We start from the raw sequence: 19,912 nt of genomic DNA on the forward strand, positions 1-19,912 counted from the left end.
GTCTAGCACCCGCGCCTGCGCCGGGATGAGACCGGCGACGACTTCGAGGTCGACGCGCTGGGCGTGGTTGACACTCATGATCGTGCCTTTTGGTTAGCGCATGATCCTGATCCGAAAAGTCTGCAACTTTTCGGGGTCATGCGCTGATGCCTCGAGCATGATGCCGATCCGGAAGGCCTGCAATCTTCAGAGGTCATGCGCTGAGCCCCCTGGCGCGGGCCGCCGAGGCGATGAAGCCGTTGATGGCGGCAAACAGCTCCGGCTCGTCGAGCAGGAAGGCATCGTGGCCGCGGTCGGTCTCGATCTCGACAAAGGACACCGAGGCGCCGGCCGCGTTCAGCGCGTGAACGACCGAGCGGCTCTCCTCGGTCGGGAACAGCCAGTCGCTGGTGAAGGAGACCAGGCAGAAACGGGTCTTGGTGCCGGCAAAGGCGTCGGCCAGCCGGCCGCCATGGTCGGCGGCGAGGTCGAAATAGTCCATCGCCCGGGTCATGTAGAGATAGGAGTTGGCGTCGAAGCGGTCGACGAAGGTCATGCCTTGATGGCGCAGATAGCTCTCGATCTGGAAGTCGGCGTCGAAACCGAAGGTGAGCGCTTCACGATCCTGCAGGTTGCGGCCGAATTTCCGGTGCAGGGCGGCCTCCGACAGATAGGTGATGTGAGCGGCCATGCGCGCCACAGCCAGTCCCTTTTCCGGGCGCTTGCCCTGTTCGAAATATTTGCCGCCATGCCACTCCGGGTCGGCCATCACCGCCTGCCGGCCGACCTCGTGGAAGGCGATGTTCTGCGAGGAATGGCGCGCGCCGGTGGCGATCGGCAGTGCCGAGAAAACGCGCTCCGGGTAGCTCGACGCCCATTGCAGCACCTGCATGCCGCCCATCGAGCCGCCGAGAACCGAAAACAGTTTTTCGATGCCGAAATGGTCGACCAGCATCAACTGCGCCCGCACCATGTCGCGGATGGTGATGATCGGCAGGTCGAGCCCGTAGGGTTTGCCGGTGGCGGGATTGGTCGAGGCGGGGCCGGTGGAGCCGAGGCAGCCGCCGATGACGTTTGAGCAGATGACGAAGAAGCGGCTGGTGTCGATGATCTTGCCGGGGCCGATCAGCACCTCCCACCAGCCCGGCTTGCCGGTCACCGGATTGGTGCTGGCGACATGCTGGTCGCCGGTCAGCGCATGGCAGACGAGGATGGCGTTGGAGCGGGCGTCGTTGAGCGTGCCGTAGGTCTTGTAGGCAATCTGGAACGGTGACAGCAGCGTGCCGGCGTCGAGCTTGAGCGGCTTGTCGGCATCGAAACGCAACACCGGGCTCGACGGCTCGTCGGCCTCGTTGTTGGTTCTTTTAGTGCGCAGCGCGACCATCGCATCCTCTTACATCAACCCATCGCGCTTTTCCGAAAATCGATACCGATTTTCGGGTCGATGCGATTGTCCGGCCGGCTACGGACAACAAAAAACCGGCATCGCCTTCGCAAAGCCGGTTACAGGATGCAAACGGCCCTTTAGCGAGTTGTTTAACGTGGCTGCAAGCCGACCGGCCAAATCACCACGGGATTTCGCCTTTCTTCTAGGACCGGCGCGCCTCGGCGTCAACGGCCAGGCGCTCACCGACAGTTGCCGCCTCTCGACATTCCAGGCCACGGCTTGTATTTCCGCTGCGGCTTCCCCAGGCGGAAGCGTTCTCGACGGATTTTTGCAATATGAACCAGGCATCGGATCAGGCACGTCCAACGCCCCGCGCGGGGATCATGGACATCGAAGCCTATGTGCCGGGCAAAAGCACGGCACCGGCCGGCGTTGCCAAGGTCCATAAATTGTCGTCAAACGAGAACCCGCTCGGCCCCTCGCCGAAGGCGATAGAAGCCGCGCGTGACGTCGCGGCCAAACTCGACATATATCCCGATGGCACCGCCAGGCGCCTGCGGGAGGCGATCGCCGAGGTGCATGGCCTCAACCCTGCGAACATCGTCTGTTCCAACGGTTCCGATGAGATTCTGGGCCTGCTTGCGCAGACCTACCTCGCGCCCGGCGATGAAGCTGTCATCACCGAACACGCCTTCATGGTCTACAAGATCTACATCCAGTCGGCAGGTGCTGTCCCGGTGTCGGTCCAGGAAACCAATGAGCGCGCCGACGTCGATGCGATCCTCGCTGCGGTGACGCCGCGCACCAGGATCATCTTCCTCGCCAATCCCAACAACCCGACCGGCACCTATTTGCCGTTCCAGGAGGTGCGCCGCCTGCATGCCGGCCTGCCTCGAAACGTGCTTCTGGTGCTGGATGGCGCCTATGCCGAATATGTCCGCCGCAACGACTATGAAGCCGGCGTCGAACTGGTGGCTGGCGCGGAAAACGTGGTCATGACCCGCACCTTCTCAAAGCTCGGCCTCGGCGGCGCGCGGATTGGCTGGATGTACGCGCCGATGCATATCATCGACGCGATCAACCGTGTGCGGGGTCCCTTCAACGTCAACGCGACGGCGATCGAGGCCGGCATTGCAGCGATCCGCGATCGTGCCCATGTCGAGCGCAGCGTGGCGCATAACGAGACCTGGCTGTCATGGGTGAGCGAGGAATTGACCAAGCTCGGGCTGCGGGTGACGCCGAGCGTCGGCAATTTCGTCCTCATCCATTTTCCCGAGGACAAAAAACATTCGGCGGCAGCTGCGGACGATTACCTCTCCGCGCGCGGCTACATATTGCGGCGCGTCTCCGGCTACGGCTTCCCGAATGCACTGCGCATGAGCGTCGGCACCGAAGAGGCCAATCGCGGCGTTGTCGCCGCACTCACGACATTTCTGAAAAGCTGAAACCCCCGAAAAGCTGAAACAATGACATCACCGATGTTCGAAAAGATCGCGCTGGTCGGCATCGGCCTGATCGGCTCGTCGCTGGCCCGCGTCATCCACCGCGAAGGTCTTGCCCGTCACGTCGCCATCTCGACGCGCAGCGAAACGACGCTGGCGCGGGCGAGGGAGCTCGGCCTCGGCTCCTCCTACACGATGGATGCGAAAGAGGCGGTCCGCGATGCCGACCTGGTTATCGTTTCGGTGCCGGTCGGCTCTTCGGGCGAGGTCGCCGAGGAAATCGCACCAGCGCTAAAGCAGGGCGCCATCCTCACCGATGTCGGCTCGACCAAGGCATCGGTCATTGCGCAGATGCAACCGCATGTGCCTGATGGCGTGCATTTCATCCCCGGCCATCCGTTGGCCGGCACTGAAAAATCGGGCCCGGACGCCGGCTTTGCCGAACTGTTCGAAAACCGCTGGTGCATCTTCACGCCGTTGCCCGGCACCGATCCGGACGCGCTAGAAAGACTCTCGGAATTCTGGCGCCGCTGCGGCTCCAACATCGACACGATGGATCCCCAGCATCACGACATGACACTGGCCATCGTCTCGCATCTGCCGCACATCATCGCCTACAACATCGTCGGCACCGCCGACGACCTGGAGTCGGTGACAAAATCCGAGGTCATCAAATATTCGGCCTCCGGCTTTCGCGACTTCACGCGCCTTGCCGCTTCCGACCCGACCATGTGGCGGGATGTCTGCCTGCACAACAAGGATGCCATCCTCGAAATGCTGGCGCGGTTCTCGGAAGATCTGGCCTCGCTGCAGCGGGCAATCCGCTGGGGCGACGGCGAAAAGCTGTTCGACCTGTTCACCCGCACCCGCGCCGTCCGCCGCTCGATCATCGAGGCCGGCCAGGACATCGACGTACCGGACTTTGGCCGCCAGGCGGTCGAGCATCCCGCAAAGCAGTAGCCTGTCTCGACCGCCAGGCCGTTAGTCCGCCGGCCAGTGAGCCGCCATCATGGCCAGCGTCTCGGCCCTGTCCGGCGCGCCCAGCCTGCCGCCGAAGCGCAGGCATTTGAGCGCGGCGGCGGCGCTGGCAAAGCGTAATGTCCGTTCGATCGGCATCGCCTCCGCCAGCCCGACGGCAAAGGCGCCGTGAAATACGTCGCCGGCGGCAAGCGTATCCACTGCTTTGATCCTTGGCGCCGCGACATGGCGCACGGAACCCGCCGAGCGGTCGAACCACCAGCTTCCCGCAGCGCCGCCCGTCACCGCGACAAATGCATCGATGCGTCCGGCCAGCGCTTCACAGGCCCTTTGCGGGCCTTGCTCCTCGCCGCAGAGGATGAACGCTGCCGGCTCCGACGCGACGACGTGCGAGGCCAGCGGAAACAGACGTTCCAGCACGTCCCGTGGCGCGGTGTCGGCGTCCAGTATGGCCGGACGGCCGATTGCGCGCGCCGCCGCCAGCGCCACAGCTGCTGCGCCCGGCCAGCGCACGTCGACCAGGACGGCGTCGAATGCGGTGAGATCTTGGGTGGGGAGCGCCTCGGGGTCGGCCTGGGCGAGCTTGTCATAGAAAGGAACGATGATGCGCTCGCCATGCGTGTCGACCAAGATGGCCGACAGTGCCGACCGCGCGCCGCTGACGCGCCGGACAAAGCTGCAATCGACGCCCTCGGCCTCGATCCCGGCGACCAGCTGATCGCCGACGGAGTCGTCCCCCGCGCTCGCCCACAGCGATACGTCCGCGCCGAGGCGGCGCGCGGCGCAGGCCGCGCTCGAAGCCATGCCCGAGGCGATCTGGACGCCGTCGGACGCGATGAACTTGCCCTGACGTGTCGGAAGCGTGTCGACGCGAAGGATCGTATCGAGCGTCAGCGCGCCAACACTCAGGAGCTTCACCGGGCTGTTCATTTATCTTCCTGTTTGACCGTGATCTTTTCCGAACTGGAGGATTCGCAATCATGGGTCTAATCGACCGGTTTGATCCTGCCCAGCGGGATAAAACCGAGCGAGGCCTTGCCCTTGACGATCTTGAGGGGCATCGACGGTTCGTTGCCAAGCAGCGCCAGCCCGGCAAAGCCGGTTTTGATCTGGCTCTTCTGCTCGGGAATGGCCTTGCCGAGGATGGCCGCCACGGCCTTCGGGTCACTGAGCTTGATCATCAGGTCGGCGTCGATCAGCCCATCGGCATCGACCGAAACTGGTCCGGAGACGGTGACGCGCGCGGTCCCCGACGATAGATCGAGCTTGCCGATATCGACCGCCTGGCCGCGCAAGCTCCTTGGCTGCGTCTTGATCAGCGCCACGCCGTTCTTCAGCGTCACGTCGCCGCTGCCGTCGAGCGGCGGCAACACGCGGCCATCGATCGCCCCTGGATCGATTTCGAGATCGGTAAAACTCCCGGCATAGTCGATGTCCTGACCGTTCGGACGCAATTGTCCGGCCGCCGTCCCGGCGCTGAACAGCTCGACCGGATCTGTGCCATCCGCCGGATCGGTCTGGCCGGACAGGCCCTCTGCCTCCAGTGAAACGCCCCGGGGCAGCGGCCAGGACAATTTCAGGTTCGCTCGCAGATTATCCCAGTCGATCCACAGCGGCGTCATCCCCGGGGCTGAGGTCCTGAGCGGTCCGCGCAAGTCGGCGCCAGGCGACAGGATTTGGGTGATGTGCGTAACCGCGTTGAGACTGCCGAGCGAGGCTGCGACGTTCCTGGTGTCGTCCTGATAAGCCAGACTGTCGCAGGAAATGGCGAAGCTCGAGGGATAGCCGCTAACCGTGAGATTGGCGCAGTCCGCCTCGATGCCATTGCCGTTGAGCTCGGTGACTGCTTTGGCGGCTTCGCTCTTGACCTTGTCTGCCAGGTAGAACCAGCCGGCGCTGTAGAGGCCGAACAGCACGACGATGAAAGCGCCAAGCCAGAAGAGGCGGCGGCGAAAATTCGGCGGGCGCTCGTCACTTGACGTCATGCTGCGGCTCTCGTTAACGCGTGTTGCAGAGGGGACTGTCGTTTCCGGCAACATCGGGTAGACGGAGACGGATTTTAAAAACACCGATTCCAGTGCGGTGCTGCAACCAGGCTTGGCGATATGGGCGATTTTTGGGTTTTTGGCTACGGCTCGCTGATCTGGCGGCCGGGATTTGCGCATGTCGAGACGCGGCGCGCGCGTCTTCACGGCTATCGCCGGTCGCTGTGCGTCTACTCCTTCGTGCATCGCGGCACGCGCGAACGACCCGGGTTGGTGCTCGGCCTCGACCGTGGCGGCTCCTGCATCGGGCTGGCTTTCCGCGTCCCCGGCGATCTGCGCAACGAGGTCATCACCTATCTGCGCGAGCGCGAGCTGGTCACCAATGTCTATCTCGAGCGCACACTTAGCATTCGCCTCGACAATGACGGTATGAACGTGGGCGATACGAACGGGGGCGAGATTGTCCCGGCGGTCGCCTATGTTGTCGACCGCACCCACGAGCAATATGCCGGCGCGCTCGATGCGGCGGATGCCGCGACCGTCGTTCGCGGCGCCGTCGGCCAGTCAGGAAAGAACGAGGACTACGTGTCCAGCACGCTGGAGCACCTCGAGGCGCTGGGGATCCGCGACCACTGGCTGGAAGAGGTGGCGAAACGGATCGGGTCGTGATCGCTTTCGCTGTTGACCATGATCTTTTCCGAAAACCGGTTCCCACTTTTTCGCTGACCTTCGGTTCGGGTGATGGTCCGGGCTACATCCTGAAAATCTGTTTTCCGAGATCGGTGCGGTCCAGGCTGTTTGTCACGGCGAGCTTGAACTCCGACAGCGGATGGATGCCGCCGACAGGGACATGGAAATCGGGTTGGCCGAAGGTATCGACAATCTCGTGCAATACTGGCCGGTCGGCTTCGACAGGCGGCGAAAAGAAGTAGCGGTAGATATTTGCCCTGATCTCGACGCCGCTCAGCAGCACGTCGAAATTGTGCAGTTCGAAACGCTCGGCGCTCATGCCGCCATTGATGACCATCTGCCCGCCCATCGCGAGGGCGCGGATCAATTCGCCACTGACGGGTCCGCCGACATTATCGATGATCCCGTTCAGCCCGGCGCCATCGGTCATTTCCATGACTGCTTCCCTGATACCGACCTTCAAACCAGACAGATCGAGGATGGCCGTAGCACCAAGCCGCTTCAGGTCCAGCCTGTCGTGAGAGCGTCGCACGAGCGCGATCACCTTGATGCCGCGCCGTTGGGCAAACTGCATCACCATCGTCGAAACCGATGAATAGCCGGCCGTGACGGCCAGCCACTGTCCAGGCTGCACGCGGGAGTCCGCCAAGAGGTCCCAGGCGGTGATGGGATTCACCATCTGCCCGGCGCGTTCGAGCGGATAGTCGGCGGGCAGCGGGATCAGCCATTCGGCCGGAACGGCCGCATATTCGGCCCAGCTGTCGTAGTAGCTGAACGCGACAAGCGTGCCCGGTTTCAAAGCGACGTTCGCGCCAACGGCCTCGACAACGCCGGCGCCATGGTTTCCGGCCACCTGCCGGGGGAAATGCGGCTTCTTCGGTTCGGGGTAGAGGTTCTGGATGAACAGGAAGTCGCCAGGGTTGACCGAGGCGGAGACCATCCTGACCAGCACCTCGCCGTCGCCAATTCGCGGCATGGGCACGTCGCCGAGATAGAGCACGTCCCGCGGCGAGCCGATTGCGTCGAATACAATTGCTTTCATGTTGGTCTCCAGTAACGGGCGATCTGGGGCAAGCAGCCTGGACGTCACCAGATTGCAGCACCGGTGTTTGCATCGGTGTCGCGGAACCTAAGGTGGCTGGCAAAAATCGGAATTGGCAGATTTGACAATCTATATGCTAAACTTGCCATAGCTGTTCAAAGGAGGCATCTTGGACAACCGCCCCCTCCATGCCGTGATCTGGCTGCCGTCGACCTTCTATTCGGCCGTCGCCGCGACACTTGTCGAAATGTTCGACCTGGTGAACACCATTCGCGGCGCGCCGGCGATTTCCTTCGAATTCGTGGCGCGGCAGGCTGACGCCACGACGACGCCTGGGATCTCCTTTCACACCAGACGCAAACCCTCGCAGCGCATGGACCTGCTGATCCTGCTGGCCATGCCCGGCATGCAAATCCCGGAGCTTGTTGCCGCGCTGGAGGAAGAGAGCCGCCACGCCGCACCGCTTATCGCAAGCGCGCAGCGCGACGGCGCCATCATCGCCGCGCATTGCGGGGCCGGTTACTTCCTGGCAGACGCCGGTCTTCTCGACCGAAAGCGCGCGACGATCTCCTGGTGGCTGAAGACGGATGCCCAGCGCCGCTTTCCAAAAGTGCGGTGGGACGCTTCACGTGTGCTGATCGGGGACGGACGGATCTACACTTGCGGCGGCGGCTTTTCAGGCCTGGAGCTCGGCAAGGCGATTCTGCGCGATCTTGGCTTCGCCAGGGAGGAGCGCCTGGTTCGCAAATTGCTGGTGCTGCCACCGTCGCGGCAGATCCAGACACCTTACGAGTTCCCACTCGCCGATCTGCCGCCTACGCAAGAGGCGTTCCGCGACCGGCTCGAAGCCTTGTCCAGAAAACAGCTCGGAGCGCTCGACCTTGCGTTCCTTGGTGCGCAACTCGGTCTGTCGCCGCGAACGCTGGCGCGCCGGTTTTTCGATGAATTGCACACCACTCCCGGCCGATGGATTCAGGACCGGCGCCTTGAGGCCGCGAAAACACTTCTTGAAAGCACCAAGCTCGGCATTGCCGAAATATGTTACCAGGTCGGATACCGGGATACGGCGTCATTCAGCCGGCTTTTCAACCGCGTGGTCGGGTTGCCGCCTGGTGAATACCGGCGCCAAAGCCAGTAGACATCGGCTGGAACGTCGAGCGCGGCGGTCGCGCCTTTGTGAAGGCTGGCTGGTCGGAAAAGTTGGCCAGGCCTTTGACGTTGCCACGCCGCGACATAGGTTAAGCGAGGGCTTCCCGCCTCCATTCTTTCCATTCCCCACGGAGATCAGTCTTGCAGAAACGTCGTCTCGGTCAAACCGACCTGTCCATCGCGCCGCTGGTTCTGGGCGGCAATGTCTTCGGCTGGACCGCCGACGAGAAAACCTCTTTCGACCTGCTCGACCGCTTCGTCGGCGCCGGCCTCAACGCCATCGACACCGCCGATTCCTATTCGCGCTGGGTTCCCGGCAACAAGGGCGGCGAATCCGAAACGATCATCGGCAAATGGATGAAGAGCCGCGGCAATCGCGACAAGGTCGTCGTGATCACCAAGGTCGGGTCGGATATGGGACAGGGCAGGAAAGACCTCTCCGCCGCCTATATCGAGAAGGCCATCGATACGTCGCTGATGCGGCTGCAGACCGATGTCGTCGATCTCTATCTGTCGCACTGGCCGGACCCGACCACCCCCTACGAGGAGACGCTCGGCGCCTACGAAAAGCTGCTCGCCAAGGGCAAGATCCGCCACGTCGGCGCCTCCAATCTCGATGCCGGCCAGTTGCGCGCCGCGCTCGACGTGGCAAGCCTGCGGGGCCTGCCGCGCTACGCGGTGCTGCAGCCGGAGTACAATCTCTATGACCGCGCCGCCTTCGATGGGCCGCTCCGCGATCTGTGTATGGCGGGGGATATCGGCGTCATCACCTATTTCAGCCTCGCCAAGGGGTTTTTGAGCGGCAAGTACCGCAGCGAAGCCGATCTCGGCAAAAGCGCGCGTGGCGACGACGTGAAGACCTATCTGAACGTGCGCGGCATGCGCATCCTGGCGGCACTCGACGCGGTGTCGGCGCGTCACGCGGCCAAGCAGGCGGACGTGGCGCTCGCCTGGGTGATTGCGCGGCCCGGCGTCACGGCGCCGATCGCCAGCGCCACGACGCTGGACCAGGTCGACAGCCTCGTCCGCGCCGTATCGTTGAATCTCAGTCCTGACGATATCGCCGAGCTCGACAGCGCGAGCGCATAGACACTAGCGCGAAGCGGCGGCTTGCTCAAACCGCAGCCAAGGACCGTGCACGGCTGCGCCGGACGGCTCCGCACGATCGTTCAAGACGGCTTGGTCTGCCCTGCCATACCATCGGTCGCATCGCGTCGGGATACTGGTATACAGATGGCCGAACAGGTCTTTTCCCATCCGGAACTATGGCAGCAATTGCTGGCGCTTGTGCTGGCATCGACGGTCGTGATGGGCAGTCCGGGGCCGGCGACGATAAGCGTCACCGCTGTTGGCGCCGCCTTCGGTCTGCGCGGTTCGCTCCGCTACGCCTCGGGCATCATCCTTGGCACGGTCGCAGTGCTTTTGGTCGTGGCGACGGGCATCACGGCCATGCTTGCCTCTGCGCCGAGGCTCACACCGCTTTTGGCGGTGGCGTCCGCTGCCTACATCCTCTACCTCGCCTTCAAGATAGCAACGGCTCCGCCTCTGGCTGCGCGTACCGGCGGGGCGGCACTTCCCACCTTCCTGGGCGGCTTTCTTCTGGCCGTCGCCAACCCGAAAGCCTATGTGGCGATTGCCGCCGTGTTCGCCGGCACGTCGGCCGCCGGTGAGCTCGATGCAGGGCTCAGGCTGGCGGTCCTCGTCTCGATGATCGTCGCCATCCATGTCATTTGGCTTCTCGCCGGTGCCGCGTTTGCGCGCTTTCTGCGCAAACCGCTGGCCTCGCGGATCATCAATCTGACGTTTGCGGCGACACTGGTTCTGACCACGGCGCTGGCTGTGATTCCCTAGGGACTTGCCGGTCAGACGGGCGGTTCAGGCCGGGTTGTCGGGGCCAATTCCCTCAGCCGCTTCACTGCCGTCGGCGGCATGGGCGGCGGGTTCGGCGCACGGGACGCATCGACGAGCAGCTGGTCGCAGGCGGCTTCCGTCTCGCCGATCAGCCGTTCCATGAATTCCTGCTTGTCCAACCCCGGCGGGATCGGCGGCAGGAACCGGGCCTTGATCGTGCCGGGATAGCGCAGGAATTTCCGCCGCGGCCAGTAGAGGCCGGCGACATGGGCGACCGGCACCACCGGAATGCCAAGCTGCGCATAGATTTCGACGATGCCGTATTTGTAGGCCGGCTCGTCGCCCGGCGCCCGGCGTGTGCCCTCGGGATAGATGATCAGCTGGCGGGGATTGCGCGCCAGCTCCTGTTTGGTCGCGGCGACCACCGCTTTCAACGCCTTCGAGCGGCTGCCGCGGTCGACCGGGATCATCCGCATTTTCAGGATGTACCAGCCGAAGAACGGGATCCAGGTCAGTTCCCGTTTCAGGATGTAGATCGGATCCTGCAGGAAGGGGAAGAAGGCGATCGCATCCCAGAAGGATTGATGCTTGGGCGCCAGGATGAAGGAACCCTCGGGCAGGTTTTCCTGGCCGGTGATCTCGCTCTTGGTACCGGCGATCTTGTCGTAGAGCCACATGCTGGTGCGCGACCAGAATTTCGGCACGAACCAGGCGCGGTGGCGCGGCGACAGGAAATAGTACGGAGTCCAGATGATCATCTGGACGATCAGATTGACGTAGAAGACGAGGTTGAACGCCAGCGAGCGGATATGGAGCATGTGGGAAGTGCCCGGTGAGGAAGTGTGCGTTGGTTACACCAAGCGCCGGGAAAAAGGAAACGGTGCGATGGCCCCCGTTTGTCAGGCCTGCCACGTCGCCTGCACGAGCCGCGTCTTCAGGCGTGGGGCGGCGAAGTCGAGGAACGCACGCAGTTTCACCGGCAGCAGACCTTGGCCGGCATGCACGAGGCTGACCGGCCATCGCTGCGGCTCGAATGGCTCCAGCACGGTGCGGAGTGTGCCGGACCGCACCGCAGCAGTGATCTGATAGGAAAGCACCCTCGTTATGCCGACGCCGGCAATCGCGGCATCGATCGCCGCTTCCGCGGTGTTGACCCGAAGCCGTGAGCGGATCGGAACAGGGAGTTCGGTCTTGCCGGTGGCAAAGGTCCACGTGGCGGGAGTGGTGAGCCCCTCGAAGGTGATGCAGCTGTGTGACGCAAGGTCTTTCGGGGTCTCCGGCGTGCCGTGTTCGGCCAGATAGGCCGGGCTCGCGCAAACAACGCGCCGGATCGAGCCGATGCGGGTGGCCACCAGGCTCGAGTCGGGAAGCTCGCCTATGCGGACGGCGAGATCGATGTGCTCCTCGGTCAACTGGGTTATCCGGTCCGCGAGCATCAGGCGGATAGCCACGTCAGGGTAGGCGGCGAGGAAGCCGGTGACGACCGGCAGCACATGCAGGCGGCCAAAGACGATCGGCGCCGTGATGATCAATTCGCCCGTCGGGGCGCTGTATTCACCGGCGGCGGTCCGCTCGGCCTCGCCGACCTCGTCGAGAATGCGACGGCAGGCAGCGAGGTAGGCGTGACCGGCGTCGGTCAGCGTCAGTTGCCGCGTCGAGCGGTTCAGGAGACGCGTCTTCAGATGCCGCTCCAGGTCGGAGACCTTGCGGCTGACCGTTGCAAGGGGGATGCCGAACCGGCGCCCGGCGGCCGAAAGGCTGCCGGCCTCCACCGCGGCGACGAAAAGCGACATGGCCTCGAGGCGATCCATGGTTCTCCCATAAAATGGAAGGACAGATTGCATCTATGCCATCTGCATCCGGAAGATGGAAGGCCTTATCTTGCTGAGCATGGCTCGCAGCTCTGTCTGCAAAAGGAGGTTTCCATGAATGCTCACGTCTTCACCAGCGATGTCGCCTTTACGCCAACCGTCAAGGCGATCCAGGCCCGCAAAGGCTCACGCGATGCCTATGCCCGCGTCGAGGAGCGCGGCGGCTGGCAAGCTGATATCACGCCCGATCTCGCCGCCTTTATCGAGGCGCAGACCAGCATCTTCCTGTCGACGGCCAATGGTGACGGCCAGCCCTACATCCAGCATCGCGGCGGGCCGGCCGGCTTCCTCAAGGTGCTCGACGAGCGGACGATCGGGTTCACGGATTTCTCCGGCAACAGGCAATTCATCACCCAGGGCAATCTGGACGACAACCCCCGCGCTTTTCTGTTCCTGATCGACTATGCCCACCGGCAGCGCATCAAGATCTGGGGCAGTGCGCGCGTCGTCGAGGACGACGCCGACCTGATGGCGAAGCTGATGCCGGAAGGCTACAAGGCGCGCCCCGAGCAAATCATACTGTTCACGGTTTCGGCCTGGGATTCCAATTGCCCGCAGCACATCCCACAGCGTTTCGAAGCGGCCGATGTGGCGGCGGCGCTGGCCGAACGGGACAATCGTATCGAACGTCTCGAACAGGAGATCGCGCGCCTGCGTGGAGCCTCAAGCGGCACGGTCAAGGAATAATGATACCGCTGTCGGCTCCAGATCGGCTCAGTTCGGCGCAGCAGCCTCGGCCAGCGCGATGCCGGTTGGCGTTGGCTTTACCGGCACGATGCCGCGCGCCAGCGCCAGCAGATATTTGTTGTATTCGGTGAACAGCACGCGCAGCGCCCTGGGCTTGGTCAGCCAGCCGCCATTGCCAAGATTGCTGTTGACCACCGGATAGGGTTCGAGCTTGGCCTTGTGCAGCAGCCGGCCCATTTCCAGCAGGCTGCGCGGCATGTGATAGTTGTTGGTGACGAGGATCACGGTGCCATAGGCGTGGTCCTCAACCCATTTGGCGCTTTCCTCGGCATTGCCGATCGTGTCGAGCGCGGCGCGGTCGATGTCGACGCAGCAGGAAAACAGTTTCTTGTCGCCACGGGTCGCGACCTGAAGCTGGCGGCGGCTGGCGGAAGGATGCACGCCGCTGATCAGCAGCCGCTCGCCCTTGCCGGACGCAAGCAGACCCATGGCGGCGTCGAGACGCGAATGGCCGCCGGTCAGCACGATGATGGCATCGGCTTTTGCCGGATTGGTAGGCGTCGCGAGACGGCTGACAGTGTTGGCGAACCAGCCGAAGCCGCCGGCAAACAGCGTTGCCAGCACGAGCAGAAAGAAAGCGGAGATGCGAAACGCGCCCGCCAATCGGCTGGGCTTGGCGCGCTCACGGGAACGCGTAATCACCAAGGGCAACTGTCCAGCCATTCCGCTCGAGTCGCGCGCGTCCATCATCTTATCGTTAACCCTGAAATGCGGCGTTTAGTAGGTGAAAAAGCACACATTACGTTACGCTAATTCTCTATCCGTGATCACCCCGCGTCGGGTTGGCGGACATCGATGTCGCTGAGATAGGTGACGACGGTGACATGGGAGGTTGCCGCCGTCAGCGCACCGATAACCAGCACCATGAGGACGACGCCGAGATAACCTGCCGAACCGATGGCGAAATTGCCGAACAGTGCGGTTGCCTGATCGGCCTGCGGTGTTGCCATGTTGCGCGACGACCACCATGAGAAGACGATGAAGACGAGCACCGCCGCCGCACCCCCGGCGGCTGCGCCCTTCATGCCGGTAACAAGAAAGTGGTGGCGGAATTCGCGCGCGATGAAGCGCGCTTCGGCGCCGACGAAATGCAGCACCTCGATGATGTGGCCGTTGCCGGCCATTGCGCCGCGCGTCGCAAACACCACGGTCAGCACGGTTGCCGACAGCATCAGCGCCAGCACGGCGATGCCGATGGTCACCGTGGTGCGGGCCATGGCCACCAGCCGGTCGACCCAGGTGCGATGGTCGTCAAGCGAGGCACTAGGCAGTTTCGGCGTGATCGCGGCGCGCATTGCGGCGAAATCGGGCGGGTTGCTCTCGTCTATGGTGACGATGATCAGACGCGGCACCGGCAAGTCGTCGATATTGAGACCCGAGCCGAGCCATGGCTCCAGTAGCCGCGCCGTGGCGTCGCGGTCGACGATCCTGGCGCTCTTGACGCCAGGAAATTCGCCGGCGATCTGCGAGGCCTGGGCAAGCGCTGCCTCCATGTCGAGGCCGTCTATCGGCTTGATCTGGATCGTCGCCTCGCGTGAGATCTGGTTCTCCCAGACCGAGGCGGTATCACGCACCAGCGTCACCGCGCCGAAGGTCAGACAGGAGAGGAACGTCATGATGGCGATGACCAGGACCAGCGCCCGGCCGGCGATGTTCTGTGCCGGCACGATCGGCGCCATCTTGCGCTGAACGCGCTGCGTCGTCCCCGCCCTCTCGGCGTGTTGGTCTTCGGCGTGTTCAACGGAAAGGTTAGTCATAGATATCCAGCCTTCCGCCGGCCAGGATCATGCGCCGTGCATCGACCTGTTCCATCAGGCCGAGGTCGTGGGTTGCAATCACCACTGCGGTGCCCAGCCGGTTGAGTTCGATGAACAGCCGCAACAGGCGCCGCGCCAGCGGCGGGTCGACATTGCCGGTCGGCTCGTCGGCAAGCAGGATCTCGGGCTGCTCGATCAGCGCCCTGGCGATTGCGGCGCGCTGCTTCTCGCCGCCCGACAGCACCGGCGGCAGCACATGCATGCGCTCGCCAAGGCCGACCCATTTCAAGAGCTCGGTCACGTCGGTGCGATAGCTCGCTTCCTCGCGCCCGCGTACCCGCAACGGCAAGGCCACATTCTCATAGGTCGTCATGTGGTCGAGCAGGCGAAAGTCCTGGAACACCACGCCGATGCGCCGCCGCAGATGCGGCAGCTCCGTGCGCGAGATGCGCGAGCGGTCCTTGCCGAAGATGGTGATCAGCCCGCGCGTCGGCTTGAGCGACATGAACAAAAGCCGCAGCAGTGTCGTCTTGCCGGCGCCCGAAGGGCCGCTCAGGAACTGGAAGGAGCGCTCCGGTATGTGCAAGGAAATGTCGCGGAGGATTTCCGGACCCATGCCATAACGGAGGCCGACATTTTCGAAGCGGATCACGTTCGACGACCTGAAACTTGCGGCGGCGACGAGCCAGCCTTCTCTGAGAAAAGACCATCGGCCGGCATGGTTAACCGGCGGTTAATTCTGGGTTTTTTTGGGCGCGTCACAAGGGTTCCGATGGGGAAGCGTTAACCATTTCCGTTTACGCAAAAGAAACGAAGAGCGAACAAGTGCCGTAGTGCTGGGGCCGTGATGGCTGAGGATCGAACCGCGCGCCCGGTTTCCGGCGAAATCATGGCCGACACGGCCGCCGCGCCGGAACGCATCATGCGTGATCCAGCCGATGACATCGTCGACGCCGACTACGAGGTGCTGCCGCGCTTTACCAGCAGCATGGACCTTTCCCCACCGCTTTCGCGTGTGGTGGCCACGCCGTCGATCGAAGGCATGGAGATGCTGCGCAAGCCCGAAGCCGCGACGGGACGGTTGCGGATATCGCGCGGTGGACCGATCTTCTGGATCGCCGGCCTCAGTGCCGCGTTTGCAGCCTTCTGGATATCGGGCGGGCACGCGCTTATGCGCCAGGCGCCGCTTCTTCTCGCGGCCCAGGAAACAGGCACTGCCCTCACTATTTCAGGCGTCACGTCGCGTATCGATGCGTCCGGGCCGGAACCTGTCCTGTTCGTCGGTGGCGAGGCCGCGAATGACGGCGCCAGCCCGTCGCCATTGCCGCCGCTGGAAATCCGGGTCACCGGCAATGACAGGCGCACGACCCGCTATACGCTGGGGACATTCAACCGTTCGCTGGCGCCCGGCGAAAGATTTGGCTTTTCCAGCCGGCTCGACGTGCCTAGAAACGGGGTCAAGACCGTTTCGGTCACCTTCGCCGATTAGGGCGATCATTTCTGGAAGGGCGGCCAATGCCAGTCGTGCGCGGCAAGGATATCGAGGTTCTGTTTTCGGCGTCGGCGATTGCCCGCCGCAATCTCGAGCTCGCCAAGGAGATCGCCGGGCACGACTATCACGACCTCTTGGTGATTTCGGTGCTGAAAGGATCGTTCATCTTTGCCGCCGATCTCATCCGCGCCATGCACGATGTCGGCCTGTCGCCCGAGGTTGAGTTTATCTTCATCTCCAGCTACGGCGCCGGCACAACCAGCGGCGAGGTGAGGGTGCTGCGCGACATCGACAATGAGGTCGCCGGCCGCGACGTGCTGTTGATCGACGACATCCTCGAATCCGGCAAGACGCTGTCCTTCACCCGCGACCTGATGTTGTCGCGCGGCGCCAAAAGCTGCGCTATCGCCGTGCTGCTCGACAAGCGCATGCGCCGCCAGACCGCGCTCAACGCCGACTATGTCGGTTTCGACTGCCCCGACTATTTCGTCGTCGGCTACGGCATGGATGTCGCCCACGCCTTTCGCGAGCTGCCCTTCGTCGGCATCGTCAAGGGCGACGCCTAGATTTTTCTCCGATGCTGTTTGCGGTTCAGGAAAAGTCAACTTTTCCCCGCCAAACATTCCGCCATGGCAAAGCTCCTGATCGTCGAGGACGATGAATCCGTCCGCACTCTCGCCGCTCGTGCGCTCGAACGCGCCGGGCATATGATCGACATCGCCGCCGACGGCGCGCAAGGGCTTGCCCTGATCCGCGCAGCGCGTGGCGGCTACGACCTTGTCGTCTCCGATATCCGCATGCCGGAGATGGACGGCATCGCGATGGCCAAGGCGGCGGCGTCGCTTTTCCCGGCGATGAAGATATTGCTGATGACCGGCTATGCCGACCAGCGCGAGCGCGCCGAGGAATTGAACGGCGTCATTCTTGACGTCGTGCAGAAGCCGTTCACGCTGGCCGAAATCCGCGCGCGTGTCGAACAGGCGCTCGCCTGCTTTGCCTAGAGCCTAAGGCCTGACAGTGGTCAGGCCGGATCGCAGGTCGCCGCGATTGCCGGACCGCTGCTCCGGCGCCGACTGGCGTTGAGCGCGAACAGACCGGCGCCGATGATGAGGGCCGCGCCGATGACGGTGGTCGATCGCGGCACTTCGGCAAAGAATAGGAAGCCCCACAGCGGCGACCAGATGATGCCGGTATATTCGAAAGTGGCGACGCTGTTGGCGGGCGCCAGCCGGTAGGCCTGCGACAACAGGATCATCCCGGCCGAGGCGACGAAGCCGCAGGTCGCCATCTTCAGGAAATCGATCGGCGTCGGCCAGATCCATGGCCTGACCAGGAATTCGAGGCTCGGATGTGTGGCGTGAGCTATTCCTGCCAGCCAGAACAGCCCGGCGACCACTGCCGCGCCCAAGAGGTAGACGCCGTTTTGATAGAACGCCATGACCGTGGACGATTCGGTGTCGCCGATCTTGCGGGCCATCAACTGCGAGAAACCGTACAGCACCGCCGAGGCCAGCGACAGCAGTGCCGCCCAGTCGAACAACCCGGCGCCGGGCCGCAGCATCACCAGCACGCCCAGCATCCCGACCATGACGGTGACCAGCGTCTGCCATGCCACCCGTTCGCCGAGATAAGGGCCGGCAAGCGCCATGATGAACAGCGGTGCCATGAAATAGAGCGCCACCGCGTCGGCAAGCGGCAGGGCGGCGATCGCCAGGTAGTAGACCGTGTAGGAGGTGAACAGGATGAAGGCGCGCATCGCCAGCATGCGAAATCGCTTCGAAAAGATCGCGCTGAGCCCGACATCGACATGAACGAGCACGAGAAGAATGGGCAGGGCGACGATCGAGCGGATCGCCATCACCTCGGTCACCGGGTAAGTGCCCGATACGGCCTTGATCAGCGGATCCTGGAGCGAGAACACCAGAACGCCGAGGCAAAGACTTGCCATGCCGAGAACGATCCGGTTCTGCATGTGGTTTGACGGCTCCTTGCTGTGCGGCCGAGAACCGGGCCTGGTAATTTTTGGTTTATGCATGTCGTTGTCCCAAAACCGCTGCGCACCCCCGGTTCAAGCCCGAGGGCATGCTTTTGGGCAACATGCATTAAAAAGAACCCGCCACCGTTTCGGGCAGCGGGTACGAGTGAGGACTCTAGATTGGTCCGCGGCCGATTTCGCAGCCGCATATCCAATGGGTGAAGCAACTATCATCCGGCGTTTGACATGTTGCAAACGAATTGGAATGATGCCAGCAATCAGATTTTCTTATGGCGGACAAATGAAGCCCACGCTCGACAGCGATCTGCTGCGCACCTTCGTCGCGGTTGCCGATACCGGCAATTTCACCAAGGCAGCGGAGCAGGCCGGCCGTACCCAGTCGGCGGTTTCGATGCAGATGAAGAAGCTCGAAGATGTGGTCGGCGACAGCCTGTTCGAGCGCGGCTCGCGTGGTGTGGCGCTGACGCGCCGCGGCGGCGAACTCATCGTCAATGCCCGCCGGATCGTGTCGCTGCTCGACGAAACGGCGGCATCGTTGGTCGCGGCGCCGCTTGGCGGACCGGTGCGCATCGGCATCCCGGAAGAATATGGCCACGCTATCCTGTCGCGCGCGCTCGGCGCCTTTGCCAAGCGCCATCCTCAGGTCGAAGTCACCGTCCGCTACGCGCATTCCGGCGCGCAGATCGCGGCGCTCGCCGCCGGCGAGCTCGATCTGGCGGTGGTGTTCGAATGGCAGGACCTCTTCGGCGGCGAGGTGCTGATGCATGACCCGACCGTATGGGTGACGTCGGAGCTGCATCATATGCATGAGGAGCGGCCGGTGCCGATCGCGCTCTACAACCGTGCCGGCTGGTGCAAGGATTTCGCGATAAAGTCGCTGGAACAGCGCGGTCTAGCCTATCGCGTCGCCTATACCAGCGATACCAATGGCGGCCTGCGGCTCGCCGTCACCTCCGGGCTGGCGATTGCGCCGATCTCGCGCAGCAACATCCCTGCCGGCTGCCGCGAACTTACGGCCGCCGACGGGTTCGGCGACATCGATTCCTCGAACGTGGTTTTGCGGCGCAATCCGAATGCTTCCGGCGAGGCGATCGACGGCATGCAAGAGGCGATCCGCGAGGCGTTCACCAATCGCTAAAGCCTGGCAGCCGCTATGCGACGTCTTCGTAGAAGGTCAGCCGATTGCCGAACGGATCGCCGACGGTGACCTCCCTTGTCTGCCAAGGTGTCTCTTCCACTCCCGGCCAGGCAAAACGGTACTTCTTCGCTATCAGTTCGCGGTGCAGCGCCGCGATGTCGCCCGCTTCGACGCGGATATGAGCGCCCGGCGCGCCGTCGCCGTGATGCTCGCTCAGATGCAGCACGCAGCCATCGCGCGAAATTCCCATATAGAGGGGAGCGTTGTCGTCGAAGCGGTGCTCGAACTGCACTTCGAAACCTAGGAAGCCGACATAGAATTCATGCGCCTTGGCGATGTCGAAGATGCGCAGGATCGGGGTGACGGCGCCGAGTCTCACCATGGCGATCTCAATGTTTGATGTTTGAG

General features: G+C 63.3%; 22 protein-coding genes and 1 riboswitch. Of the genes, 11 read left to right on the forward strand and 11 right to left on the reverse strand.

From position 1 onward, the window contains the following. Positions 1–193: 193 nt before the first annotated feature. Positions 194–1,363 carry a homoserine O-acetyltransferase gene (locus tag EOC93_RS11765; protein WP_095485948.1) on the reverse strand — a complete coding sequence of 390 codons (1,170 nt, stop codon included), beginning with the start codon at positions 1,361–1,363 and terminating at the stop codon, positions 194–196. Positions 1,364–1,483: 120 nt separating this feature from the next. Continuing rightward, positions 1,484–1,561: riboswitch (SAM riboswitch) on the reverse strand. 140 nt (positions 1,562–1,701) lie between these two features. Between EOC93_RS11765 and hisC the strand changes: the two genes are divergently transcribed. Together hisC and EOC93_RS11775 are read left to right on the forward strand one after the other, a co-directional pair. Further along, positions 1,702–2,811 (forward strand): histidinol-phosphate transaminase, encoded by a 1,110-nt coding sequence (gene hisC, locus EOC93_RS11770; protein ID WP_095485949.1) that lies wholly within the window; start codon positions 1,702–1,704, stop codon positions 2,809–2,811. A gap of 21 nt (positions 2,812–2,832) precedes the next feature. Further along, on the forward strand, positions 2,833–3,768 hold the full coding sequence (locus EOC93_RS11775; RefSeq protein ID WP_206072959.1) for a prephenate/arogenate dehydrogenase family protein: 936 nt from the start codon (positions 2,833–2,835) through the stop codon (positions 3,766–3,768). Between the two features lie 21 nt (positions 3,769–3,789). Here EOC93_RS11775 and EOC93_RS11780 read toward each other — a convergent pair whose 3' ends face one another. Both EOC93_RS11780 and EOC93_RS11785 read right to left on the reverse strand, forming a co-directional pair. Next, the gene (locus EOC93_RS11780; RefSeq protein ID WP_127204687.1) at positions 3,790–4,716 is read right to left on the reverse strand and encodes a sugar kinase; all 927 of its coding nucleotides are present in this window, start codon (positions 4,714–4,716) and stop codon (positions 3,790–3,792) included. Positions 4,717–4,772: 56 nt separating this feature from the next. Beyond that, positions 4,773–5,771, reverse strand: coding sequence for a DUF2125 domain-containing protein (locus EOC93_RS11785; RefSeq protein WP_126104729.1), 999 nt, complete (start codon positions 5,769–5,771; stop codon positions 4,773–4,775). Positions 5,772–5,891: 120 nt separating this feature from the next. Between EOC93_RS11785 and EOC93_RS11790 the strand changes: the two genes are divergently transcribed. After that, entirely contained in the window at positions 5,892–6,440 is a 549-nt protein-coding gene (locus EOC93_RS11790; RefSeq protein ID WP_095485953.1) for a gamma-glutamylcyclotransferase, read from the forward strand. A gap of 82 nt (positions 6,441–6,522) precedes the next feature. Here EOC93_RS11790 and EOC93_RS11795 read toward each other — a convergent pair whose 3' ends face one another. Then, the gene (locus tag EOC93_RS11795; RefSeq protein ID WP_126104731.1) at positions 6,523–7,503 is read right to left on the reverse strand and encodes a zinc-binding dehydrogenase; all 981 of its coding nucleotides are present in this window, start codon (positions 7,501–7,503) and stop codon (positions 6,523–6,525) included. 169 nt (positions 7,504–7,672) lie between these two features. Between EOC93_RS11795 and EOC93_RS11800 the strand changes: the two genes are divergently transcribed. From EOC93_RS11800 to EOC93_RS11810, 3 genes are all read left to right on the forward strand, one after another. Next, positions 7,673–8,641: a helix-turn-helix domain-containing protein gene (locus tag EOC93_RS11800; protein WP_127204688.1), complete on the forward strand. Its 969-nt coding sequence runs from the start codon at positions 7,673–7,675 to the stop codon at positions 8,639–8,641. A 152-nt stretch (positions 8,642–8,793) separates the two neighbouring features. After that, positions 8,794–9,741, forward strand: coding sequence for an aldo/keto reductase (locus tag EOC93_RS11805; RefSeq protein ID WP_127204689.1), 948 nt, complete (start codon positions 8,794–8,796; stop codon positions 9,739–9,741). A 144-nt stretch (positions 9,742–9,885) separates the two neighbouring features. Next, complete coding sequence (locus EOC93_RS11810; protein ID WP_126104734.1) at positions 9,886–10,503, forward strand: LysE family translocator; 618 nt, start codon at positions 9,886–9,888, stop codon at positions 10,501–10,503. 11 nt (positions 10,504–10,514) lie between these two features. Here the strand turns inward: EOC93_RS11810 and EOC93_RS11815 are convergent, their stop codons facing one another. Both EOC93_RS11815 and EOC93_RS11820 read right to left on the reverse strand, forming a co-directional pair. Beyond that, positions 10,515–11,321 (reverse strand): 1-acyl-sn-glycerol-3-phosphate acyltransferase, encoded by an 807-nt coding sequence (locus EOC93_RS11815; protein WP_127204690.1) that lies wholly within the window; start codon positions 11,319–11,321, stop codon positions 10,515–10,517. 81 nt (positions 11,322–11,402) lie between these two features. After that, on the reverse strand, positions 11,403–12,314 hold the full coding sequence (locus EOC93_RS11820; RefSeq protein WP_127204691.1) for a LysR family transcriptional regulator: 912 nt from the start codon (positions 12,312–12,314) through the stop codon (positions 11,403–11,405). Between the two features lie 114 nt (positions 12,315–12,428). On the opposite strand from EOC93_RS11820, the gene EOC93_RS11825 reads away from it, so the two are divergent. Beyond that, a complete protein-coding gene (locus EOC93_RS11825; RefSeq protein ID WP_127204692.1) occupies positions 12,429–13,061 on the forward strand; it encodes a pyridoxamine 5'-phosphate oxidase family protein in 633 nt (210 codons plus the stop codon). 27 nt (positions 13,062–13,088) lie between these two features. Here EOC93_RS11825 and EOC93_RS11830 read toward each other — a convergent pair whose 3' ends face one another. The 3 genes from EOC93_RS11830 to ftsE form a co-directional block, all read right to left on the reverse strand. After that, positions 13,089–13,811 (reverse strand): YdcF family protein, encoded by a 723-nt coding sequence (locus EOC93_RS11830; RefSeq protein ID WP_127204693.1) that lies wholly within the window; start codon positions 13,809–13,811, stop codon positions 13,089–13,091. A gap of 77 nt (positions 13,812–13,888) precedes the next feature. Beyond that, a complete protein-coding gene (locus EOC93_RS11835) occupies positions 13,889–14,878 on the reverse strand; it encodes an ABC transporter permease (RefSeq protein WP_126104739.1) in 990 nt (329 codons plus the stop codon). Beyond that, positions 14,871–15,530 carry a cell division ATP-binding protein FtsE gene (gene ftsE, locus EOC93_RS11840; RefSeq protein ID WP_010911739.1) on the reverse strand — a complete coding sequence of 220 codons (660 nt, stop codon included), beginning with the start codon at positions 15,528–15,530 and terminating at the stop codon, positions 14,871–14,873. Before ftsE ends, EOC93_RS11835 begins: the two co-directional genes overlap by 8 nt. 192 nt (positions 15,531–15,722) lie before the next feature. Here ftsE and EOC93_RS11845 point away from each other — a divergent pair, with 192 nt between their 5' ends. From EOC93_RS11845 to EOC93_RS11855, 3 genes are all read left to right on the forward strand, one after another. After that, positions 15,723–16,367, forward strand: coding sequence for a hypothetical protein (locus tag EOC93_RS11845; RefSeq protein ID WP_126104740.1), 645 nt, complete (start codon positions 15,723–15,725; stop codon positions 16,365–16,367). Positions 16,368–16,393: 26 nt separating this feature from the next. Next, positions 16,394–16,936, forward strand: coding sequence for a hypoxanthine phosphoribosyltransferase (hpt, locus tag EOC93_RS11850; protein ID WP_126104741.1), 543 nt, complete (start codon positions 16,394–16,396; stop codon positions 16,934–16,936). Between the two features lie 63 nt (positions 16,937–16,999). Continuing rightward, complete coding sequence (locus tag EOC93_RS11855; protein WP_126104742.1) at positions 17,000–17,371, forward strand: response regulator; 372 nt, start codon at positions 17,000–17,002, stop codon at positions 17,369–17,371. Between the two features lie 20 nt (positions 17,372–17,391). On the opposite strand, the gene EOC93_RS11860 is transcribed toward EOC93_RS11855, so the two are convergent. Beyond that, positions 17,392–18,342, reverse strand: coding sequence for a DMT family transporter (locus EOC93_RS11860; RefSeq protein WP_127204694.1), 951 nt, complete (start codon positions 18,340–18,342; stop codon positions 17,392–17,394). Positions 18,343–18,646: 304 nt separating this feature from the next. Here EOC93_RS11860 and EOC93_RS11865 point away from each other — a divergent pair, with 304 nt between their 5' ends. Beyond that, on the forward strand, positions 18,647–19,504 hold the full coding sequence (locus EOC93_RS11865; protein WP_127204695.1) for a LysR substrate-binding domain-containing protein: 858 nt from the start codon (positions 18,647–18,649) through the stop codon (positions 19,502–19,504). A 13-nt stretch (positions 19,505–19,517) separates the two neighbouring features. Here EOC93_RS11865 and EOC93_RS11870 read toward each other — a convergent pair whose 3' ends face one another. Beyond that, a complete protein-coding gene (locus EOC93_RS11870; RefSeq protein ID WP_127204696.1) occupies positions 19,518–19,886 on the reverse strand; it encodes a glyoxalase superfamily protein in 369 nt (122 codons plus the stop codon). Positions 19,887–19,912: the final 26 nt, after the last annotated feature.

The sequence above is a fragment of the Mesorhizobium sp. M6A.T.Ce.TU.002.03.1.1 genome (genome assembly GCF_003997275.1).
Taxonomy (GTDB): domain Bacteria; phylum Pseudomonadota; class Alphaproteobacteria; order Rhizobiales; family Rhizobiaceae; genus Mesorhizobium; species Mesorhizobium mediterraneum.